The following is a 16,682-nucleotide window of genomic DNA, read 5'->3' as shown; positions in this document are numbered from 1 at the left end:
ATCGAGGCGGTGGGGGCGCGGGTCCTGTACCTTCCGCCCTACAGTCCCGAGTTCAATCCGATCGAGCAGATCTTCGCCAAGCTCAAGCACCTGCTGCGAACCGCAACCGCCCGCACCGTGCCCGACCTCTGGGTTGCTATCCGCGAGGCCTTCACCCGCTTCACCCCAGACGAATGCCGCAACTGCATCACCGCCGCCGGATATGAGGGCGACTAGGCCGTCGCTACATAGGTGGGAACAGCTCTAGTTGGGTGCGCGGCCACGCAGAGTCTCGAGGCGACCGGCTTGGTTGGAGGCATGGGCGCCTGCTTCAAGCCGGCGATATCCTCACCAAGTCACGCCGGACGATCTCGATGGTCCAAGCCCAGAGCAGGTGCCCGAACACCTCCGAGAACATCTCGTGGGCTGACATGTCCCAATTTTGGGGCGCCCAGCCACCCAACGGCAGCAGGATTGCGTGGAACAGGAGGGTGATGACCAGCCCGAAGGCCAGTCCTTGCCCCAGCGTCACGATCGGGAATGTTGTCGCGAGCAGGCAATAAAGCAGGCCGAAGACGATCGAGAAGCCCTGGTGCATTAGCGCGACGCCGTAATTGATGACGTGGCCGGTAAAGACGTAGGTCATGGCCTCGGCGTTCAGGCCAAGCGCCTTGAGGATGGCGAAGGGCGGCGAAATGCGGCCAGCCTCCCGGGGCGGGAATGGGATCTCGGATCCCCACTTGACGAAGCTCGAAAGATTCCCGCCGAGAAATCCTGCCCAAGCCAGTTTTGCGTAATCCGCAACATTTTCTTTTGTCGCTTGTTTCACCAATTCGTCCTCCGCATATGATCAAATATTGATAGGCATAATTGATAAATGTCGTGAAAATTTCTGACCCAATGTTTATACCAAGAAAGATGCCGTATCAATTATCTGTACGATCGTTTTACACCAAAAATTTGCGAATTTGTTGTAGGAACAACCTAAAGATTTTCGTCGATTGCAGAGGTTATCATGAAAATATCGACTTTGATTGTTGTCTTGTCTGGATGCATCAGTGCGGTATGCGTGACTGTTGCCGCTAAGATGGAGATCGAGGAGTATCAATCCTACAGCAATAGCGTCAGCGCATTGACGGGTGCTACCGCGGCGTTGAAGATCCTTGGCGCTTCGACGCGGATCTCGAAGGAGCGCGGGCCTACCAACAACTTTCTCGGCAGTGAGAGACCGGTGCCGGATGCTATCGAGCAGGCCCTCAGCGCGGCCCGGACCGACACCGATGCAGCCCTGCGAGAGGCCAGCCTCGCCATGTCGACACTGCCCGAGCGGTGGGGAACCAAGGCCGCCGGGGCCGTCGCCGATACCGTTCGGCACCTCGCCACCGTACGGCGGCAGGTCGATGCCCTGACGGCTCAAGCTAAGGCACACCGATCTCAAGACGCGGTGGCGGGGATCGTGAAGGCCATGATCGCCGTCCCGCCGACGCTCGACGAGGCGTTGAATGCCGTGGACGATGCGACATTGTCGGCCGATCCGAGCCTGGGCTCCTGGCTGACGTTGGCCCGGACCGCGACGGAGTTGCGTGACTTCGCGGGTCAGATCGGATCCGTATTCACCCCTGCTCTCGTAACAAAGCGGCTCATGACGGACGAGGAGGTCGGTCACTACAATCGATTGACCGGCTATGTCGACGCGCAGATGCGGCAGATCCTGCTTGCCCGCGGGAAAATCGGTGATGATCCACGTGTCGATGAGCTCGTGAAAAACATGTGGACGCAATATGTCGAGGTCGGCGAGAAATTGGCCGCGGATATTGTAGGCCAAAGCTTGGATGGCCGAGCAACTACCATGACGGTGCAGGACTTTGCCGCGCGTTACGTCCCGTCCATGAATTCGATCATCGACCTTCGCGATCGGTTGTTCGTCCGCATCTTCGACCTGATCGACGCTCGCATCGCCTTGGCTCGGACGCGGTTCGTCCTCTTCCTGCTGAGCGGTGGCGCGGTGCTCATGATATGCGGCGGCGTGATCGTGGTGTGCATCCGGAAGATCTCGATGCCGATCCGCCGCATGGCGCAGGTCATGAGCCGGATTTCAGACGGTGACACCAGCATCGCCGTTCCCGACACGAAAACGGAGAACGAGATCGGCGCGATGGCGGCGGCCGTGCAGGTCTTCAAGGATAATCTGATCCGCAGCCAACACCTCGAAATGGAGGCCGCTCAGGCTCGGGGGGCCGCCGAGGAGCATCGCAAACGCACCATGCGGGAGCTGGCCGACGGGTTCGAGGAGGCGGTCGGGAGCATCGTCGGCCGTGTCTCGTCGTCGGCCACAGAGCTGCAGGCCACCGCCCAGGCCATGACCGCCACCGCCGCAGAGACGGCCGGCCAGTCCACGACCGTGGCGTCCGCGGCCGAACAGGCCGCGAGCAACGTGAACACCGTGGCGCTCGCCGCCAAGGAACTCGGCTCGTCCCTGCAGGAAATCAGCCGGCAGGTGGACGGCTCGGCCAAGCTCGCGCAAGCGGCCGTGGACGAGTCGGATCAGACGGCTGCGCTGGTGCAGGAGCTGAGCGCGACGGTCGGGCAAATCGGCGATGTGGTCGGACTGATCTCATCGATCGCTTGGCAGACCAACCTGTTGGCGCTCAACGCCGCGATCGAAGCAGCCCGCGCCGGTGCCGCCGGCCGCGGCTTCGCGGTGGTCGCCGCCGAGGTCAAGGCGCTCGCCGAGCAGACGGCCAAAGCCACCGAGGAGATCGCAGGCCAGATCACGCGCGTTCAGGGCGTGACGGCTGAGGCGGTCGGTGCCATCGGGGCGATCACCGCGCGGATCCGGGAGATCAACGGCATGGCGGCCACCATCGCCGCCGCGGTGGAGGAGCAGGGCGCCGCCACGCAAGAGATCGTGCGCAACGTCGCTCAGGCTGCCACCGGCACGGACGAGGTGACGAGCAACATCACCGGCGTGGCCAAGGCCTCCGAGGAGACCGGTGCGGCTGCCGCGCAGGTCCTCAGTGCAGCGGACGAGTTGTCGCGCCAATCCGAGCAGCTCGGTGCAGAGGTGACGCACTTCCTCGCGACGGTCAGAGCGGGCTGAGGCTTGCTCTTGCCCCGATGGTGGCTCCAGGCGCCCGGCCGAGAATCAGGCTTGGCTGCCTTCGTCCCGGACCTGATCGTGCCGGCGCGATCCTCTGGAGCACCCGCCACCCGACGCGCGCCGCTGCCGACCGCGGCATCGATTGCGACCTGAAATGACGCTGTCTGCCTAGCGTCCCAGCGCTCCCAAAGGCGGCGCCGAGCGCGTCGCCCACGGATCATCAGGAGGCGGGCCTCGCCGATGCGAAGCCCGCACGAAACGCCGCCTCAGGCGAGCTTCAGCCCCACGTCGACGTTGCCGCGAGTGGCGTTGGAGTACGGGCACACTTGGTGCGCGGCATCCACGAGCTTCTGCGCGTCGGCGCGGTCGAGGCCCGGCAGGCTGATCGTCAGGTCGGCGGTGATGCCGAAGCCGCCCTCCGAGCGCGGACCGATGCCGACGTCGGCGGTCACGCTCGTCTCGGCCGGGACCTTCAGCTTCAGCGACGGGGCGACGGCCTTCATCGCGCCCAGGAAGCAGGCCGAGTAACCGGAGGCGAAGAGCTGCTCCGGATTCGCGCCCGGACCGCCCGCGCCACCGAGTTCCTTCGGGGTGGAGAGCTTCACCTCGAAGCTGCCGTCGGCCGTCTTGGCGGCGCCGTCGCGGCCGCCCGTAGCGGTGGCGGTGGTGCGGTACTTCACGTCTACGGACATGTCGATCTCCGATTTCAGGAAGTGAGTCGGCATCTAGGGGCCGGCTGGCATCCGCATAGCCCTCATTTATATTGCGCGCAATCTAATTTCAGGGATCGATGAGTGCGAAGCGGTCGACGTCCACGAGGCCGCGATCTGTGATCTTCAGGTGGGGTATGACGGGCAGCGGCAGGAACGCGACCTGAAGGAACGGTTCCGCGAGAACGACCCCGAGGTTCCGGGCCGCGGACCGCAGGGTCACCAGGGACTGGCGGATGCCGTCGAACGGCATCAGGCTCATCAGGCCGGCGACGGGAAGGGCGATCTCGGCGAGAACGCGCCCGCCTTCGACGACCACGAAACCGCCCTCGATCTCGCCGAGGCGGTTCACCGCGACGGCCATGTCGGCATCGTCCGCGCCGACGACCGTGATGTTGTGGCTGTCGTGACCGACCGACGAGGCGATGGCACCGCGCTTCAGGCCGAACCCCTTCACGAACGCCACGCCGATCCCGCGCGTGCCCGGTTGCGTCCGCCCGTGGCGCTCGATCACGGCGACCTTGATGACGTCTTGATCGAGATCGATCCGGCGCTGGCCGCCGGAATAGGGCAGGGTGAGGTCGTGACGCAGGGTGATGATCTTGCCCGGCACCACCCCGATCACCGGCGTCGACGGTCCGGAGCCGCCGGCGGCGAAATCCGCGGACGACACGCGCCGCGCCCGCACGCTGCCGCGGCCGATGGGCTCGACGGAGGCGCGCGCGTCGAACAGGGCCGCGTCCACCGGCCGCCCGGCGCTGAAGACCTGCGCGACGGCGCAAGTGGCGAGGTCGTCGAGGACGACGAGATCGGCGCGCTGGCCGGGCGCGACCAGGCCCCGGTCGTGCAGGCCGAAGGCCCGGGCCGCCGACCAGGAGGCCGCCCGGTAGGCGGCCAGAGGCGGCACGCCGAGCGAGATGGCGGTGCGGATGACGAAGTCGAGGTGGCCCTCCTCGGCGATGTCGAGGGGATTGCGGTCGTCGGTGCAGAAGGCGAGGAACGGCGCGGTCCGCTCCGTCAGGATCGGCGCGAGGGCGTGCAGATCCTTGCAGACCGACCCTTCGCGGATCAGCACGGTCATGCCCTTGGAGAGTTTCTCCATCGCCTCTTCCGGCGAGGTCGCCTCGTGCTCGGTGCGGATGCCGGCGGCGATGTAGCCGTTGAGGCCGAGGCCGCGCAGGAGGGGCGCGTGGCCGTCGATGTGCCGTCCCTGGAACAGAGCGAGCTTGTCCAGCACGCCGGGATCGCCCGCGAGAACTCCCGGGAAGTTCATGAATTCGGCGAGCCCGATCACCTTCCGGTGGCCGGCAAAGGCTGTGAGATCGTGTGCGTCGATCCTGGCGCCGGACGTCTCGAGATGGTCCGTGGCCGGCACGCAGGACGAGAGCTGGACGCGCAGATCCATCGCCAGGGTCTCGGAGGCGGCCAGGAACCACGTGAAGGCATCGGTGCCCAGGACGTTGGCCATCTCGTGGGGGTCGCAGATCCCCGTCGTGACGCCATGCGGCAGCACGCAGCGCTCAAATTCCTGCGGCAGCATCAGTGACGACTCGACATGGAAGTGGGTGTCGATGAAGCCCGGCACCACGACCTTCCCGGAGACATCGATTTCCCGGAGGCCGCGATACTGACCGAAGGTCCCGACGATGCGGTCGCCGCAGACCGCGATGTCGGAGGCGACGAGGTCGCCGGTCACGAGGTCGAGGAAGCGGCCTCCCTTGAGCACGAGATCCGCTTCGGCGCGGCCCTGCCCCTGCGCGATGATCCGCCGGAGGACATCAGCCTGTGTCATCGTGCCCCCAAAACCAGCCCTGCCATCCGCCAGAAGCATGCCACGGATCCGACCCGGTCGGCGACGCTTGCGGTCGCGGGATGGCGAGCGCAGAAGCCTGTCACCCTCGAACCAGTCGAAGTTCTCGATGCCCGCCTATCGTTCCCGCACCACCACCCATGGCCGCAACATGGCCGGCGCCCGCGGCCTCTGGCGCGCCACCGGCATGAAGGATTCGGATTTCGGCAAGCCGATCATCGCGGTGGTGAACTCGTTCACGCAGTTCGTGCCGGGCCACGTCCATCTCAAGGACCTCGGCCAGCTCGTGGCGCGTGAGATCGAGGCCGCCGGCGGCGTCGCCAAGGAGTTCAACACCATCGCGGTCGATGACGGGATCGCGATGGGCCATGACGGCATGCTGTACTCGCTGCCGTCCCGGGAACTCATCGCCGATTCCGTCGAGTACATGGTCAACGCACACTGCGCCGACGCGATGGTGTGCATCTCCAATTGCGACAAGATCACCCCCGGCATGCTGATGGCGACGCTGCGCCTCAACATCCCCACGGTCTTCGTCTCGGGCGGCCCGATGGAGGCCGGCAAGGTTCAGCTTCCGGGCATCACCAAGAAGGTCGATCTCGTCGACGCGATGATCGCGGCCGCCGACGACCGGATCTCCGACGAGGACGTCGCCGTCATCGAGCGCTCGGCCTGCCCGACCTGCGGCTCGTGCTCAGGCATGTTCACGGCGAACTCCATGAACTGCCTCACCGAGGCCCTCGGCCTCGCCCTTCCGGGCAACGGCTCGGTGCTGGCGACCCACGCCGACCGCAGGCGCCTGTTCGTGGAGGCCGGTCACCTCATCGTCGATCTCGCCCGCCGCCACTACGAGCAGGACGATGCTGGCGTGCTGCCGCGTGCCGTGGCGAACTTCAAGGCCTTCGAGAACGCCATGACCCTCGACATCGCCATGGGAGGCTCGACCAACACGGTGCTGCACCTGCTGGCGGCCGCCCACGAGGGCGAGGTGCCGTTCACCATGGCCGATATTGACCGGCTGTCCCGGCGCGTGCCGGTGCTCTGCAAGGTCGCCCCGGCGGTGGCCAACGTCCACATGGAGGACGTGCACCGGGCCGGCGGCATCATGGGCATCCTCGGCGAGCTCGACCGGGCCGGCCTGATCGACACCACGGTCGGCAACGTCTCGGCCGGGACGCTCGGCGGGGCGCTCGCCCGCTGGGACGTGCGCGCCGACCCGGCGGCGTCGGTCCGGACCTTCTACCGGGCGGCCCCCGGCGGCGTGCCGACCCAGGTTGCGTTCAGCCAGGAATCCCGCTTCGACGAACTCGATCTCGACCGGGAGGGTGGCGTCATCCGCGATGCCGCGCACGCCTATTCGCGGGATGGCGGGCTCGCCGTCCTCTACGGCAACCTCGCCGAGCAGGGCTGCATCGTGAAGACTGCGGGCGTTGACGCCTCGATCCTGACCTTCACGGGAACGGCCCGGGTGTTCGAGAGCCAGGACGCGGCCGTCGACGGCATCCTCAACGGCAAGGTCACGGCCGGCGAGGTGGTGCTGATCCGCTACGAGGGGCCACGCGGCGGACCCGGCATGCAGGAGATGCTCTACCCCACGAGCTACCTCAAATCGAAGGGGCTCGGAAAGGCCTGCGCCCTGGTCACCGACGGACGGTTCTCCGGCGGCTCCTCGGGCCTGTCCATCGGCCATGTCTCGCCGGAGGCGGCCGAGGGCGGGCTGATCGGTCTCGTGCGCGACGGCGACCCCATCGCCATCGACATCCCGTCCCGGCGCATTCACCTCGACGTCGATCAGGCGGAGCTGGATCGACGGCGCAGCGCCCAGGAGGCGGCAGGCTGGCAGCCGGCAAGCCCGCGCAAGCGCAAGGTGACCACGGCCCTACGCGCCTACGCCCTGCTGACGACCAGCGCGGCCCACGGGGCGGTTCGCCGGGTTTGATCAGCGGGCGCCGAGAACCAGGGCGGCGATAGCACCGAGGAGGGCTGCTGCCGCCAACGCAAGGCCGATCGCCCGCCGGCGGACGGGTGACTGCGTCCGTCCGCCGTGCTGCGGCGGCGGCGCCGCGATCCGACCGAGCGCGGTCAGCATCAGCGGCTCGATCGCCGCGTAGCCGGCCGGGCTCAGATGCAGCCCGTCGGTCCCGTATTCGGGCCGCAGGCCGCCGGTCTCCGTCGCCAGCACCGCGTGATAGTCGATGAAGGTCGCGTCGTGCTCGTGCGCATGGTCCCGCAGCCACCCGTTGACCGCCGCGATCATCGCCGGTGCGTCCTGAACCTCCGGATTCCAGGGGATGCAGTCGACCGGCATGATCGAGCCGATCCAGGCCTTCACGCCCAGGGCGCGCGCCTCATCGAGCATGCCGGCGAGGGTCCGGGCGATCTCCTCGGCCGGGACAAAGAATCCCTCGTTGCGGCCGATGTCGTTGACGCCGCACAGGAGGTGCACGCCCCGGGCGCCCGTCTCCTCGAGGTCGCGCCGGAACCGCATGGTGATCCAGCGCGCCGTCTGGCCGGACCCGCCGCGCGGGATCAGGTCATAGGCCTCGAACGTCCCGGCCCTGTGGAAGCCCCACAGTTCGGTAATCGAATCCCCGATGAAGACGATCGGCTCGGCCATTGCTCAGGCGGGATGCGCGGCCCCAATCACGGCGAGCACCTCCGCCTCGAGCCGGTCCGCCATCATCTGGCGCCCCTCCGAGGTCACGTGGACGATGTCGGTGAACAGGGCGCGAGAATCGCCTTCGAACAGACGGCTCAGGTCCCGCACCGCGAAAGCTAAGCCGGCCGCGTCGAGCCGGCCGAGGACGCTCTCGAAGCGCTCGTACTGGCGGTCGAGATAGGTCAGGAATGCGCCGGACGCGGCCGCCGTCTCCGCTCCCGCCAGGGCCTTCTTGCGCGCCACCGTAGGCTGCAGGAGGAACCGGACCGGCGCGCCGATCCCGGGCGCGAGCCGCGCCAGGCGCTTCAGCGCCAGCTCGAACTGCCGCACCACCTCCCACTCCCAGATGTCGGACTGCCAGTTCGTGAGCGACCGCAGGTTCTCGAGTCGGTTGAAGATCATTGCCTGCAGGCCGTCATACGACAGGGCCTCCGCGTCGTCGGCCGACTTCCTCGGATCGAAGAAGTAGTCGTAAAGGCTCTCGTTCGCGAAGTGGTTGTAGGGAATGCCGGCCCGCGGGTCGAAGCTCCAGGGCTGAAAGATATCCGTCGCGCCGCCGACGATCAGGATGACGTCGGGCTGGAGATCCATCAGCCGCGTCGTGATCAGGGCGATCATCTGGTTCAGACAGGCCGAGACGGAGCCGAAATTGTAGACGCGCGCGCCCGACCCGTGCGCCTGCTTCAGTCGGGTCTCCAGCCGGCCCGGCACCGTGTCGGCGAAGACCTGTCCGTCGATCAGGGTGCTGTCGCCGACGACGAAGACCCGCAGCGTCTCCGATGCGGTCCGCGTATCCGCATGCGCGTCGTTGCGGTAGCCGAGGGCGTCATAGCGCCAGCCCTGACCACCCGCTTCCGCGAGGGGCTTGCCGGCGAACTGCACATAGGGCGCGGGAAAGCGGCTGTTCGCGTCGAAGCTCGGGAAGCTCTGAAGGAACTTCCGCCGGCGCGCGTCGGCGCTGTCGTCGGGCGGCCGGTGGGCCATGATCCGTCTTCTCCCGGAACGGAGGATCGGTGGCGATGGGCTGGTTCAAGCCCGGGCTATGTCGGCGCTCCGCTCAGCTTCGGAGCGTGGCGTGGTTCTCCAGGAACCAGCCGTAGGTCTGGCGCAGGCCGTCCTCCAGGGCGATCTCGGGCTGCCAGCCCATGGCGCGAAGCCGCGACACGTCCATGAGCTTGCGCGGCGTGCCATCCGGCTTGGTCGCGTCGAACGCGAGCTGCCCTTCGTAGCCGATCACCCGCGCCAGAGCCTCGGCCAGTTGCCGGATGGTGCAATCCTCGCCGGTCCCGACGTTGATGTGGGACAGGTCCGGCCGCGTGTTCTGCGCGTAGACCGCGTCATCCATCTCCATCACGTAGACGCTGGCCCGCGCCATGTCGTCGACGTGCAGGAACTCGCGCATCGCGCGCCCGGTGCCCCATACGGTGACGCTCGCGCGCCCCTCCTGCTTCGCCTCGTGCAGACGGCGCATCAGCGCCGGCAGAACGTGGGCGTTCTCGGGGTGGAAGTTGTCGTTCGGTCCGTAGAGGTTGGTCGGCATGACGCTGCGGTAGCGCCGCCCATACTGGCGGTTGTAGCTCTCGCACATCTTGATCCCGGCGATCTTGGCGATCGCATAGGGCTCATTGGTCGGCTCGAGCAGCCCGGTCAGCAAGGCGTCCTCGCGCATCGGCTGCGGGGCGAGCTTCGGATAGATGCAGGACGATCCCAGGAACAGAAGACGGTCCACGTCGTGCGTGTGCGCGGCGTCGATCAGGTTTGCCTGGATCAGCAGGTTCTCGTGGATGAACTCGGCCGGGTAGGTGTTGTTGGCGTGGATGCCGCCGACCTTCGCGGCGGCGAGATAGACCTGATCGATGCGGTTCTCCGCGAAGAAGCGCCGCACCGCCGCTTGGTCCAGCAGGTCAAGGCTCCGCCGATCCGCCGTGAGGATCCGCGCGTGTCCCAGCTCACGCAGGCGACGCACGATCGCCGAGCCCACCATGCCCCGATGGCCCGCCACGAAAATGGTCTGACCCCGACCGTCCATCACGCGTCCGTTCCCTGCCGAAAGCTCGGATTTCCAAGCTCCTATAACCCCTTTGCGGCGCGATATCGCCGCGCAAACACGCGTTTTCTGAGGCGGCCGGCTCAGCTGCCGCGCGTGAAGGTGGGCAGGGTCGTCGCGCGGGAAAACAGCTTCAGAGATACAATCGAAAGTTGGATTAATCATTCTACCAGAAGCTGCATTCGTGCCTGCTTGACCACCTGAGGGATCAGGGTCGGTCCGGAATCGTGTTCGGCCGCGCAGCGATGGAGTCTCAAATGCGTCCCTCGACCATCGTCCCGGCTCTGCCGCGAACCGCGATGGCCGCGATCGCAAAGCCGCGCCTCGCGCGGATCACGCCGATCGCGGCCGGCCTCCTGATCTGCACGGCCCTGGCGACGCCGGCGCTCGCGCAGCTCCTGCGCGGAACGCTGGATACAACCACGAATGGTATCTTGGGCACCGGTATCACGATCGGATCCAGTTGCCCGCGCAGTGGCATCCTCGGGACTGGACTCAACGTCGGCACCACCAGCGGCGGCGGCATCCTCGGGACAGGCGTGACCGTCGGTACCACCGCACCCGGAACCGGGATCTTGGAGACCGGTCTCAACGTCGGGACGACCAGCGGCGGCGTACTCGGAACCGGCGTTCTGGTCGGGACGACCGGTCCGGGCGATGGACTTCTCGGCACCGGTGTCACACTCGGCACCGCGGGTACAACGGGCAATTGCGGTACCTGCGGTGGCCCCGGCGGCGGTGGAACTGGAGTGAGTGGAACCGGAGGGAGTGGAACGGGGGGCGGCTCCGGCCAGGGCATCCACTTCCTGACCGGCAACCTCACGCAATCGCAGGGTCAGACGGTCATCAGCGAGCTGAGGCTGTCCCAGCTCTCCAGCGTCACCGGCATCACTGCCAACAACACAAGCGGATAGACCGCGCCGATCGCCATCGGCAGCGACGCCCTTGCGGTCGGTTACGGATCCAGCGCAGCCTGAACGACATCGACGGCCGCGGGCACCGGCGCGAGCGCTGCCACCACCGGGAGCGTCGCCCTCGGCTACGCGGCCAGCGCCCAGGGGCTCGGCGGAACCGCCGCCGGTACGGCATCCGCTGCCTGCGGGGCCGGAAGCACCGCGCTCGGTTTCGTCGCCGGGGCGACCGGGACCGGATCCACCGCGATCGGCGCGGCGGCCTCGGCGGCCGGCAACAACAGCGTCGCGCTCGGCAACGGGGCGGCCGCCAATCAGGCCAACACGATCGCGATTGGGGACAACGTCAAGACGACGAACGCCAACCAAGTGGCGATCGGCAATGCTGCCAACACCTACACGCTGGCCGGGGTCGCCTCCCAGGCGAGCGCTGCCGCCCACAATGGCGTGACGGCCTTCGTCACCACCGACGCCAGCGGCAATCTCGCGGCCTCCGCCTACGGCCCGTCGACGATCGCCCGCCTCGGCAACCGGATCGATTCGGTCCAGGCGCAGGTCAACAACCTGGAGGCCAAGACCGACTCGGTTCAGCGCTACGCCATTCAGACCCGTAAGGAGGCTCGGCAGGGCGTCGCCATGGCCATCGCGATGGCGACGGCCCCGATGCCGTCTGCGCCCGGCAAGACCACTTGGGCCGCGAACGGTGCCACCTACCGCGGCGAATGGGCGGGTGGCATGGCCGTCGCCCACCGGTTGCCGACCTGCTGCGTTCCGATCGCCGTCACCGCCGGCGTCGCCTCTGGAGGCGACAATGCGGTCGGCGTCCGGTCCGGTCTGGCCGGTGAGTTCTGAGCGCACCGCGATACAGGTTCGGCGCAGGCGACATTTCGGCCTTGCGCGCCGTCAAACTGCCGCGGTAGTGTCAAGCAATGTTGACACTCGCGATCGACCATCGGGTTGCGCAAGAAATCGATCGGCGCCCCCACGCCGTCGTGGTCGGCTCCGGCTTCGGCGGCCTCGCGGCAGCCGTGCGCTTGGGGGCTCGGGGCTACCGCGTGACGGTGCTGGAACGCCTCGAGCAGCCCGGTGGCCGTGCCCGTGTCCACCGCCAGGACGGCTTCACCTTCGATGCTGGTCCGACGATCGTCACGGCCCCGCAGCTCTTCGCGGAGCTCTGGGAGTTGGCCGGGCACCAGCTCTCGGACGACGTGACGCTGGTCCCCATGGATCCCTTCTACCGGATCCGGTTCGCCGACGGCACGTCCTTCGCCTATAGCGGCGACCTGGAGCGGATGCGGGCCGAAGTCGCGCGCTTCGCGCCGGACGACGTTGAAGGCTATGAGCGTTTCATGGCTCACAGCCGGGCGGTCTGCCGCATCGGCTTCGAGCAACTCGGCCACGTCCCGTTCGGCAGCGTCGGATCGATGCTGAAGATCGCGCCGGACCTGCTGCGACTGTCGGGACACCGCTCGGTGCACGATGTGGTGGCGCGCTTCATCCGCGACGAGCGGCTGCGCACGGTCTTCAGCTTCCACCCCCTTCTGATCGGCGGCAATCCGTTCCGGGCCAGCGCCATCTACTGCCTGATCGCCGACCTGGAGCGGCGCTGGGGTGTCCATTTCGCCATGGGCGGGACCGGACAGCTGGTCGACGGGCTGGTGCGCCTGATCCGAACGCAGGGTGGGCGGGTACGCCTCGGGGTCGAGGTCGCACGCATCGAGGTGGATGAAGGCGCAGCCACGGGCGTGACGCTCACCAGCGGCGAGACCATCGCCGCCGACCTCGTGGTCTCGAACGCCGATTCGGCTGTGACCCATGCGCGCCTGCTGCCCGAGGCCAAGCGCTGGAGCCCGGGGCGATTCCGGCGCGCTCGCTCGTCGATGGGCCTGTTCGTCTGGTATTTCGGCACCAAAAGGCGCTATCCGGACGTGGATCACCATACGATCATGCTCGGGCCGCGCTATCGCGAGCTGCTGGCCGACATCTTCGACCGCAAGGTGCTGGCCGAGGATGCCAGCCTCTATCTTCATCGGCCGACCGCCACCGATCCGAGCCTGGCGCCCGCAGGGTGCGACGCCTTCTACGTGCTGGCGCCCGTGCCGAATCTCGCGGGCGGCCAGGATTGGCAGACCCTCGCCGAACCGTACCGGCACCGGATCGCCGCGATGCTGGAGGCAAGCGTGCTGCCTGGCCTGTCCGAGGCCATCGTCACTTCGAAGGTGACGACGCCGCTGGACTTCCAGGACGATTTCCTGAGCTACCGCGGCTCGGGTTTCGGCCTGGAGCCGGTGCTGACCCAGTCGGCGTGGTTCCGTCCGCACAACCGGTCGAGCGCGATCCGCAACCTCTATCTGGTCGGTGCCGGCACCCATCCGGGTGCGGGGCTGCCCGGCGTGCTCTCCTCCGCCCGCATCCTCGACAGCGTGGTCCCCGATGCCCGCGTTACCGCCTGAATTCGCCGCCGCGGCGGACCGGACCGCCTGCCGGGTCGCGATCCGCGCCGGCTCGAAAAGCTTCTTCGCCGCCGGCCAGCTGCTGCCGGGCGATGTGCGCGAGGCCGCTTACGGCCTCTACGCCTTCTGCCGTCTGTCAGACGACCTGGTCGACGGGGCGGAGAGCCCATCCGACCGACGCGGTGCCGTCGCGCGGCTCGAGGCACGGATTGGCCTGGCTTATGCCGGCAGCCCGGCCGATGCCCCGGCCGACCGGGCGTTCTCGGAAATTGTTGCCGCCTACGCGATCCCGGAGGCGCTGCCGCGCGCCCTCATCGAAGGGTTCGCCTGGGACGCCGAGGGCCGGCGCTACGCGGACCTCGGCGCCCTCCACGCCTACGCGGCGCGGGTCGCCGGATCGGTTGGGGCGATGATGGCGCTGATCATGGGCACGCGGGATCCCGACGCCCTGGCCCGCGCCTGCGATCTCGGCGCGGCCATGCAGCTCACCAATATCGCGCGCGACGTGGGCGAGGACGCCCGGATGGGTCGCCTCTACCTGCCGCTGGACTGGATGCGGGCTGCGGGGCTCGATCCGGACGCGTTTCTCGCAAATCCGCAGCCGAGTCCGGCCTTGTCCGCCGTGGTGGCCCGGCTGCTCGGCGAAGCGGACGGACTCTACGCCCGCGCGGAGGCCGGGATCGCGGCCTTGCCTCGCGGCTGCCGGCCTTCGATCCGGGCGGCGGCCCTGATCTATGCCGAGATCGGCCGCGAGGTGGCCGCGCACGACCACGATTCCGTCCGATGTCGCGCCCGCGTCGGCACGGGCCGCAAGCTGGCGCTGATCGCCCGCGCGCTCCATGCGCCGGCGGACGCAGATTCCGCAGCCCTCGACGCTCCGCCCCTGGCGCAAACGGCATTTCTGATCGAGGCCGTCGCGCGCGACCCGCTCGTGCGGTTGCGTCAGCGTCCGGCGCTGCGGCCCTGGTGGGACGTCGGTGGCCGCGTCGTGCATGTCCTCGACCTGATCGAGCGGATGCGCGAGCGTGAGGCGTTCGGCCGCTCGGCGCCGTCGTGATCCTGGGGCGCGGAGACCTTCGGTGAGCGACGGATTGTTCGCCGCCTTCGATATCGGCCTCGTCTTCGCCCTGGCCCTCGGACTGGGCCTCTGGCAGCTCCTGGCGGTGCGCCGCAGCATTCGCCGCGATCGTGACGGCCGGTCGGACTGAAACGGTCGCGCCCGGAGACGCGCGAGTCCCGAGGGCGCGAACGCTGCAAAATGCGTTCGACTCCGGCACCGCGCTGCCTCTGTCTGCGAGCAAGTATCGGCTACGACATCGGAAACGGTGCTCGGCTCGACCGTCCTGTCATAAAATATTGCATCGCGCGATAACGTGATCCCCCGATGTGACCACCTATAAGGTTGTCCAAGTCGAAGCTGTGAAAGACCGACGTTCGTATAACGGATGTTCATTCGCGCGGAGCGCCATCCTCTCTCTCCCGCGCCGACCCGGTCAACGCGCCCGCATCTTTCACTCAAGACATCGCTCGCCGCTGCCTTTGGCCTTCTGGCCCTCATCGCCGCATGCCAAGGCGTGCTGTCGATCGCCAAGCTCGTGGGTATCCGGCGCCGCATCAGCGAGGTCGCTACCAACTGACTGCCGTCGGTCGTCGCGGTAAACGAGATCCGGGCGGCGGCATCGGAATTGCGGATCAAGCAATTGCGTTTGCTCATCTTGTCCAGCACCCCCACGCGACTGGCTGAGAATCAGGCGGCGCTGATCAAGACGCACGACAAGCTCGCCCAGGCGCGGACAAGCTACGAACCGCTCATCTCCTCGAACGAGGAGCGCGCTCTATGAAGCGTTCGCCGTCAGCTGGACACGTTTCGCGCAAGCAGACGCCGAAATGGGTCGTCTGATGGAAGTGGGCGAGACCAATTTGGCTCTCAGGCTCATGGGCGGTGCCGAGACTGCGAGCCTCTATGACGACGCCTGCGCCAACCTTGCGCGGGATGTCGCCCTCAACGAGCAGGGGTCCGGTCGTGAAGCGGATGCATCGTTGATCGCGGACGATGCTGCCATGCAGGCCGCCTGTGTCGCCGTCGTGTTGGCGCTCGCTGCCGCCTGCGCGGCCGCCGCCTTCGGTCTGCTGCGGGTCTCTCGACCGATCCAGACCATGACGTAGGCGATGAGCGGGCTGGCCGGCGGGGATGTGCAAGCGGCGGTGCCCTACCGGCAGCGTCGCGACGCGATCGGATCCATGGCCGCGGCCGTCCAGGTGTTCAAGGACAACCTCGTCCGGACCCGCCAGCTCGAGGAAGAGACGCCGCAGGCGCGCATCGCCGCCGAGGAGCAGCGCAAGGTCGGGATGCGCCAGATGGCGGATCGTTTCGAAGCTGCCGTCGGTGGGATCGTCGGGATGGTCTCATCGTCGGCGACCGAACTCCAGGCGACCGCCCGGGCCATGTCGGCCACGGCGTCCGAGACGTCGAGCCAGTCGACCACGGTGGCGGCCGCCGCCGAGGAAGCCGCCTCCAACGTCAATACCGTGGCGGTGGCGGCCGAGCAGCTCGGCTCCTCCGTCCAGGAGATCGGCCGGCAGGTGGACGGCTCCGCGCATCTGGCCCAGCGCGCCGTCTCCGACGCCGATCAGACCAGCGCCCGCGTGCAGGAGCTGAGCGCCTCCGTCTCGCGGATCGGCGACGTGGTCGGCCTGATCTCGAACATCGCCGGCCAGACGAACCTGCTGGCCCTCAACGCCACCATCGAGGCGGCGCGCGCCGGCGCCGCGGGCAAGGGTTTTGCGGTCGTGGCCGCCGAGGTCAAGGCCCTGGCCGAGCAGACCGCGAAGGCGACCCAGGAGATCTCCGGCCAGATCGCCCAGATCCAGGCCTCGACCGGGCAGGCGGTGACCGCGATCGGCGGCATCACCGAGCGGATCCGGGAGATCAGCGGCGTGGCGACCTCGATCGCCGCCGCGGTGGAGCAGCAGGGCGCGGCCACCCAGGAGATCGTCCGCAACGTCGCGCAGG

The 16,682-nt window shown here is 67.7% G+C and carries 14 protein-coding genes and 2 pseudogenes; 10 read left to right on the top strand and 6 right to left on the bottom strand.

Features of this window, described 5'->3' with window-relative positions; genetic code table 11:
- The coding region (locus ACXJKQ_RS26425; protein WP_456686438.1) for a transposase at positions 1-216 on the top strand (216 nt) is incomplete at its 5' end.
- Positions 217-310: 94 nt separating this feature from the next.
- On the opposite strand, the gene ACXJKQ_RS26420 is transcribed toward ACXJKQ_RS26425, so the two are convergent.
- Entirely contained in the window at positions 311-808 is a 498-nt protein-coding gene (locus tag ACXJKQ_RS26420; protein ID WP_457108645.1) for a YagU family protein, read from the bottom strand.
- Between the two features lie 186 nt (positions 809-994).
- Between ACXJKQ_RS26420 and ACXJKQ_RS26415 the strand changes: the two genes are divergently transcribed.
- Entirely contained in the window at positions 995-3,079 is a 2,085-nt protein-coding gene (locus ACXJKQ_RS26415) for a methyl-accepting chemotaxis protein (RefSeq protein ID WP_457108644.1), read from the top strand.
- A 266-nt stretch (positions 3,080-3,345) separates the two neighbouring features.
- Here the strand turns inward: ACXJKQ_RS26415 and ACXJKQ_RS26410 are convergent, their stop codons facing one another.
- Entirely contained in the window at positions 3,346-3,771 is a 426-nt protein-coding gene (locus tag ACXJKQ_RS26410) for an organic hydroperoxide resistance protein (protein WP_457108643.1), read from the bottom strand.
- 88 nt (positions 3,772-3,859) lie between these two features.
- Positions 3,860-5,581: an adenine deaminase gene (gene ade, locus ACXJKQ_RS26405; RefSeq protein ID WP_457108642.1), complete on the bottom strand. Its 1,722-nt coding sequence runs from the start codon at positions 5,579-5,581 to the stop codon at positions 3,860-3,862.
- A gap of 127 nt (positions 5,582-5,708) precedes the next feature.
- Here ade and ilvD point away from each other — a divergent pair, with 127 nt between their 5' ends.
- Positions 5,709-7,538: a dihydroxy-acid dehydratase gene (gene ilvD, locus ACXJKQ_RS26400; RefSeq protein ID WP_457108641.1), complete on the top strand. Its 1,830-nt coding sequence runs from the start codon at positions 5,709-5,711 to the stop codon at positions 7,536-7,538.
- Here ilvD and ACXJKQ_RS26395 read toward each other — a convergent pair whose 3' ends face one another.
- The 3 genes from ACXJKQ_RS26395 to fcl form a co-directional block, all read right to left on the bottom strand.
- Positions 7,539-8,216: a GDSL-type esterase/lipase family protein gene (locus ACXJKQ_RS26395; protein ID WP_457108640.1), complete on the bottom strand. Its 678-nt coding sequence runs from the start codon at positions 8,214-8,216 to the stop codon at positions 7,539-7,541. It abuts the gene before it with no gap.
- A 3-nt stretch (positions 8,217-8,219) separates the two neighbouring features.
- Complete coding sequence (locus tag ACXJKQ_RS26390; RefSeq protein WP_457108639.1) at positions 8,220-9,242, bottom strand: SGNH/GDSL hydrolase family protein; 1,023 nt, start codon at positions 9,240-9,242, stop codon at positions 8,220-8,222.
- Between the two features lie 73 nt (positions 9,243-9,315).
- Positions 9,316-10,287, bottom strand: a complete 972-nt coding sequence (gene fcl, locus ACXJKQ_RS26385; protein ID WP_457108638.1) for a GDP-L-fucose synthase — start codon at positions 10,285-10,287, stop codon at positions 9,316-9,318.
- 275 nt (positions 10,288-10,562) lie between these two features.
- On the opposite strand from fcl, the gene ACXJKQ_RS26380 reads away from it, so the two are divergent.
- The 7 genes and pseudogenes from ACXJKQ_RS26380 to ACXJKQ_RS26350 all read left to right on the top strand — a co-directional run.
- Positions 10,563-11,219, top strand: a complete 657-nt coding sequence (locus ACXJKQ_RS26380) for a hypothetical protein (RefSeq protein WP_457108637.1) — start codon at positions 10,563-10,565, stop codon at positions 11,217-11,219.
- Positions 11,220-11,453: 234 nt separating this feature from the next.
- Positions 11,454-11,549, top strand: a pseudogene (locus tag ACXJKQ_RS26375) (hypothetical protein); the annotation flags it as partial.
- A gap of 36 nt (positions 11,550-11,585) precedes the next feature.
- A complete protein-coding gene (locus ACXJKQ_RS26370; protein WP_457108636.1) occupies positions 11,586-12,068 on the top strand; it encodes a hypothetical protein in 483 nt (160 codons plus the stop codon).
- A 77-nt stretch (positions 12,069-12,145) separates the two neighbouring features.
- Positions 12,146-13,669 carry a phytoene desaturase gene (locus ACXJKQ_RS26365; RefSeq protein WP_457108635.1) on the top strand — a complete coding sequence of 508 codons (1,524 nt, stop codon included), beginning with the start codon at positions 12,146-12,148 and terminating at the stop codon, positions 13,667-13,669.
- On the top strand, positions 13,650-14,726 hold the full coding sequence (locus ACXJKQ_RS26360; RefSeq protein ID WP_457108634.1) for a phytoene/squalene synthase family protein: 1,077 nt from the start codon (positions 13,650-13,652) through the stop codon (positions 14,724-14,726). Before ACXJKQ_RS26365 ends, ACXJKQ_RS26360 begins: the two co-directional genes overlap by 20 nt.
- Before the next feature lie 22 nt (positions 14,727-14,748).
- On the top strand, positions 14,749-14,877 hold the full coding sequence (locus ACXJKQ_RS26355; RefSeq protein ID WP_457108633.1) for a hypothetical protein: 129 nt from the start codon (positions 14,749-14,751) through the stop codon (positions 14,875-14,877).
- Between the two features lie 237 nt (positions 14,878-15,114).
- Positions 15,115-16,682: pseudogene (locus ACXJKQ_RS26350) on the top strand (methyl-accepting chemotaxis protein); the annotation flags it as partial.

The sequence above is a fragment of the Methylobacterium sp. P5_C11 genome (assembly GCF_054049775.1).
The sequence above is the reverse complement of the archived record's forward strand: the minus strand, read 5'-3'. Positions and strand labels throughout refer to the sequence as shown.

Excerpts from the sequence above, each read along its gene's own strand:
- ACXJKQ_RS26390 (WP_457108639.1), bottom strand. The coding sequence starts at position 9,242 with ATGGCCCACCGGCCGCCCGACGACAGCGCCGACGCGCGCCGGCGGAAG.
- ACXJKQ_RS26410 (WP_457108643.1), bottom strand. The coding sequence starts at position 3,771 with ATGTCCGTAGACGTGAAGTACCGCACCACCGCCACCGCTACGGGCGGC.
- ACXJKQ_RS26380 (WP_457108637.1), top strand. The coding sequence starts at position 10,563 with ATGCGTCCCTCGACCATCGTCCCGGCTCTGCCGCGAACCGCGATGGCC.
- ade (WP_457108642.1), bottom strand. The coding sequence starts at position 5,581 with ATGACACAGGCTGATGTCCTCCGGCGGATCATCGCGCAGGGGCAGGGC.
- ACXJKQ_RS26365 (WP_457108635.1), top strand. The coding sequence starts at position 12,146 with ATGTTGACACTCGCGATCGACCATCGGGTTGCGCAAGAAATCGATCGG.
- ilvD (WP_457108641.1), top strand. The coding sequence starts at position 5,709 with ATGCCCGCCTATCGTTCCCGCACCACCACCCATGGCCGCAACATGGCC.
- ACXJKQ_RS26395 (WP_457108640.1), bottom strand. The coding sequence starts at position 8,216 with ATGGCCGAGCCGATCGTCTTCATCGGGGATTCGATTACCGAACTGTGG.
- ACXJKQ_RS26415 (WP_457108644.1), top strand. The coding sequence starts at position 995 with ATGAAAATATCGACTTTGATTGTTGTCTTGTCTGGATGCATCAGTGCG.
- ACXJKQ_RS26360 (WP_457108634.1), top strand. The coding sequence starts at position 13,650 with ATGCCCGCGTTACCGCCTGAATTCGCCGCCGCGGCGGACCGGACCGCC.
- fcl (WP_457108638.1), bottom strand. The coding sequence starts at position 10,287 with ATGGACGGTCGGGGTCAGACCATTTTCGTGGCGGGCCATCGGGGCATG.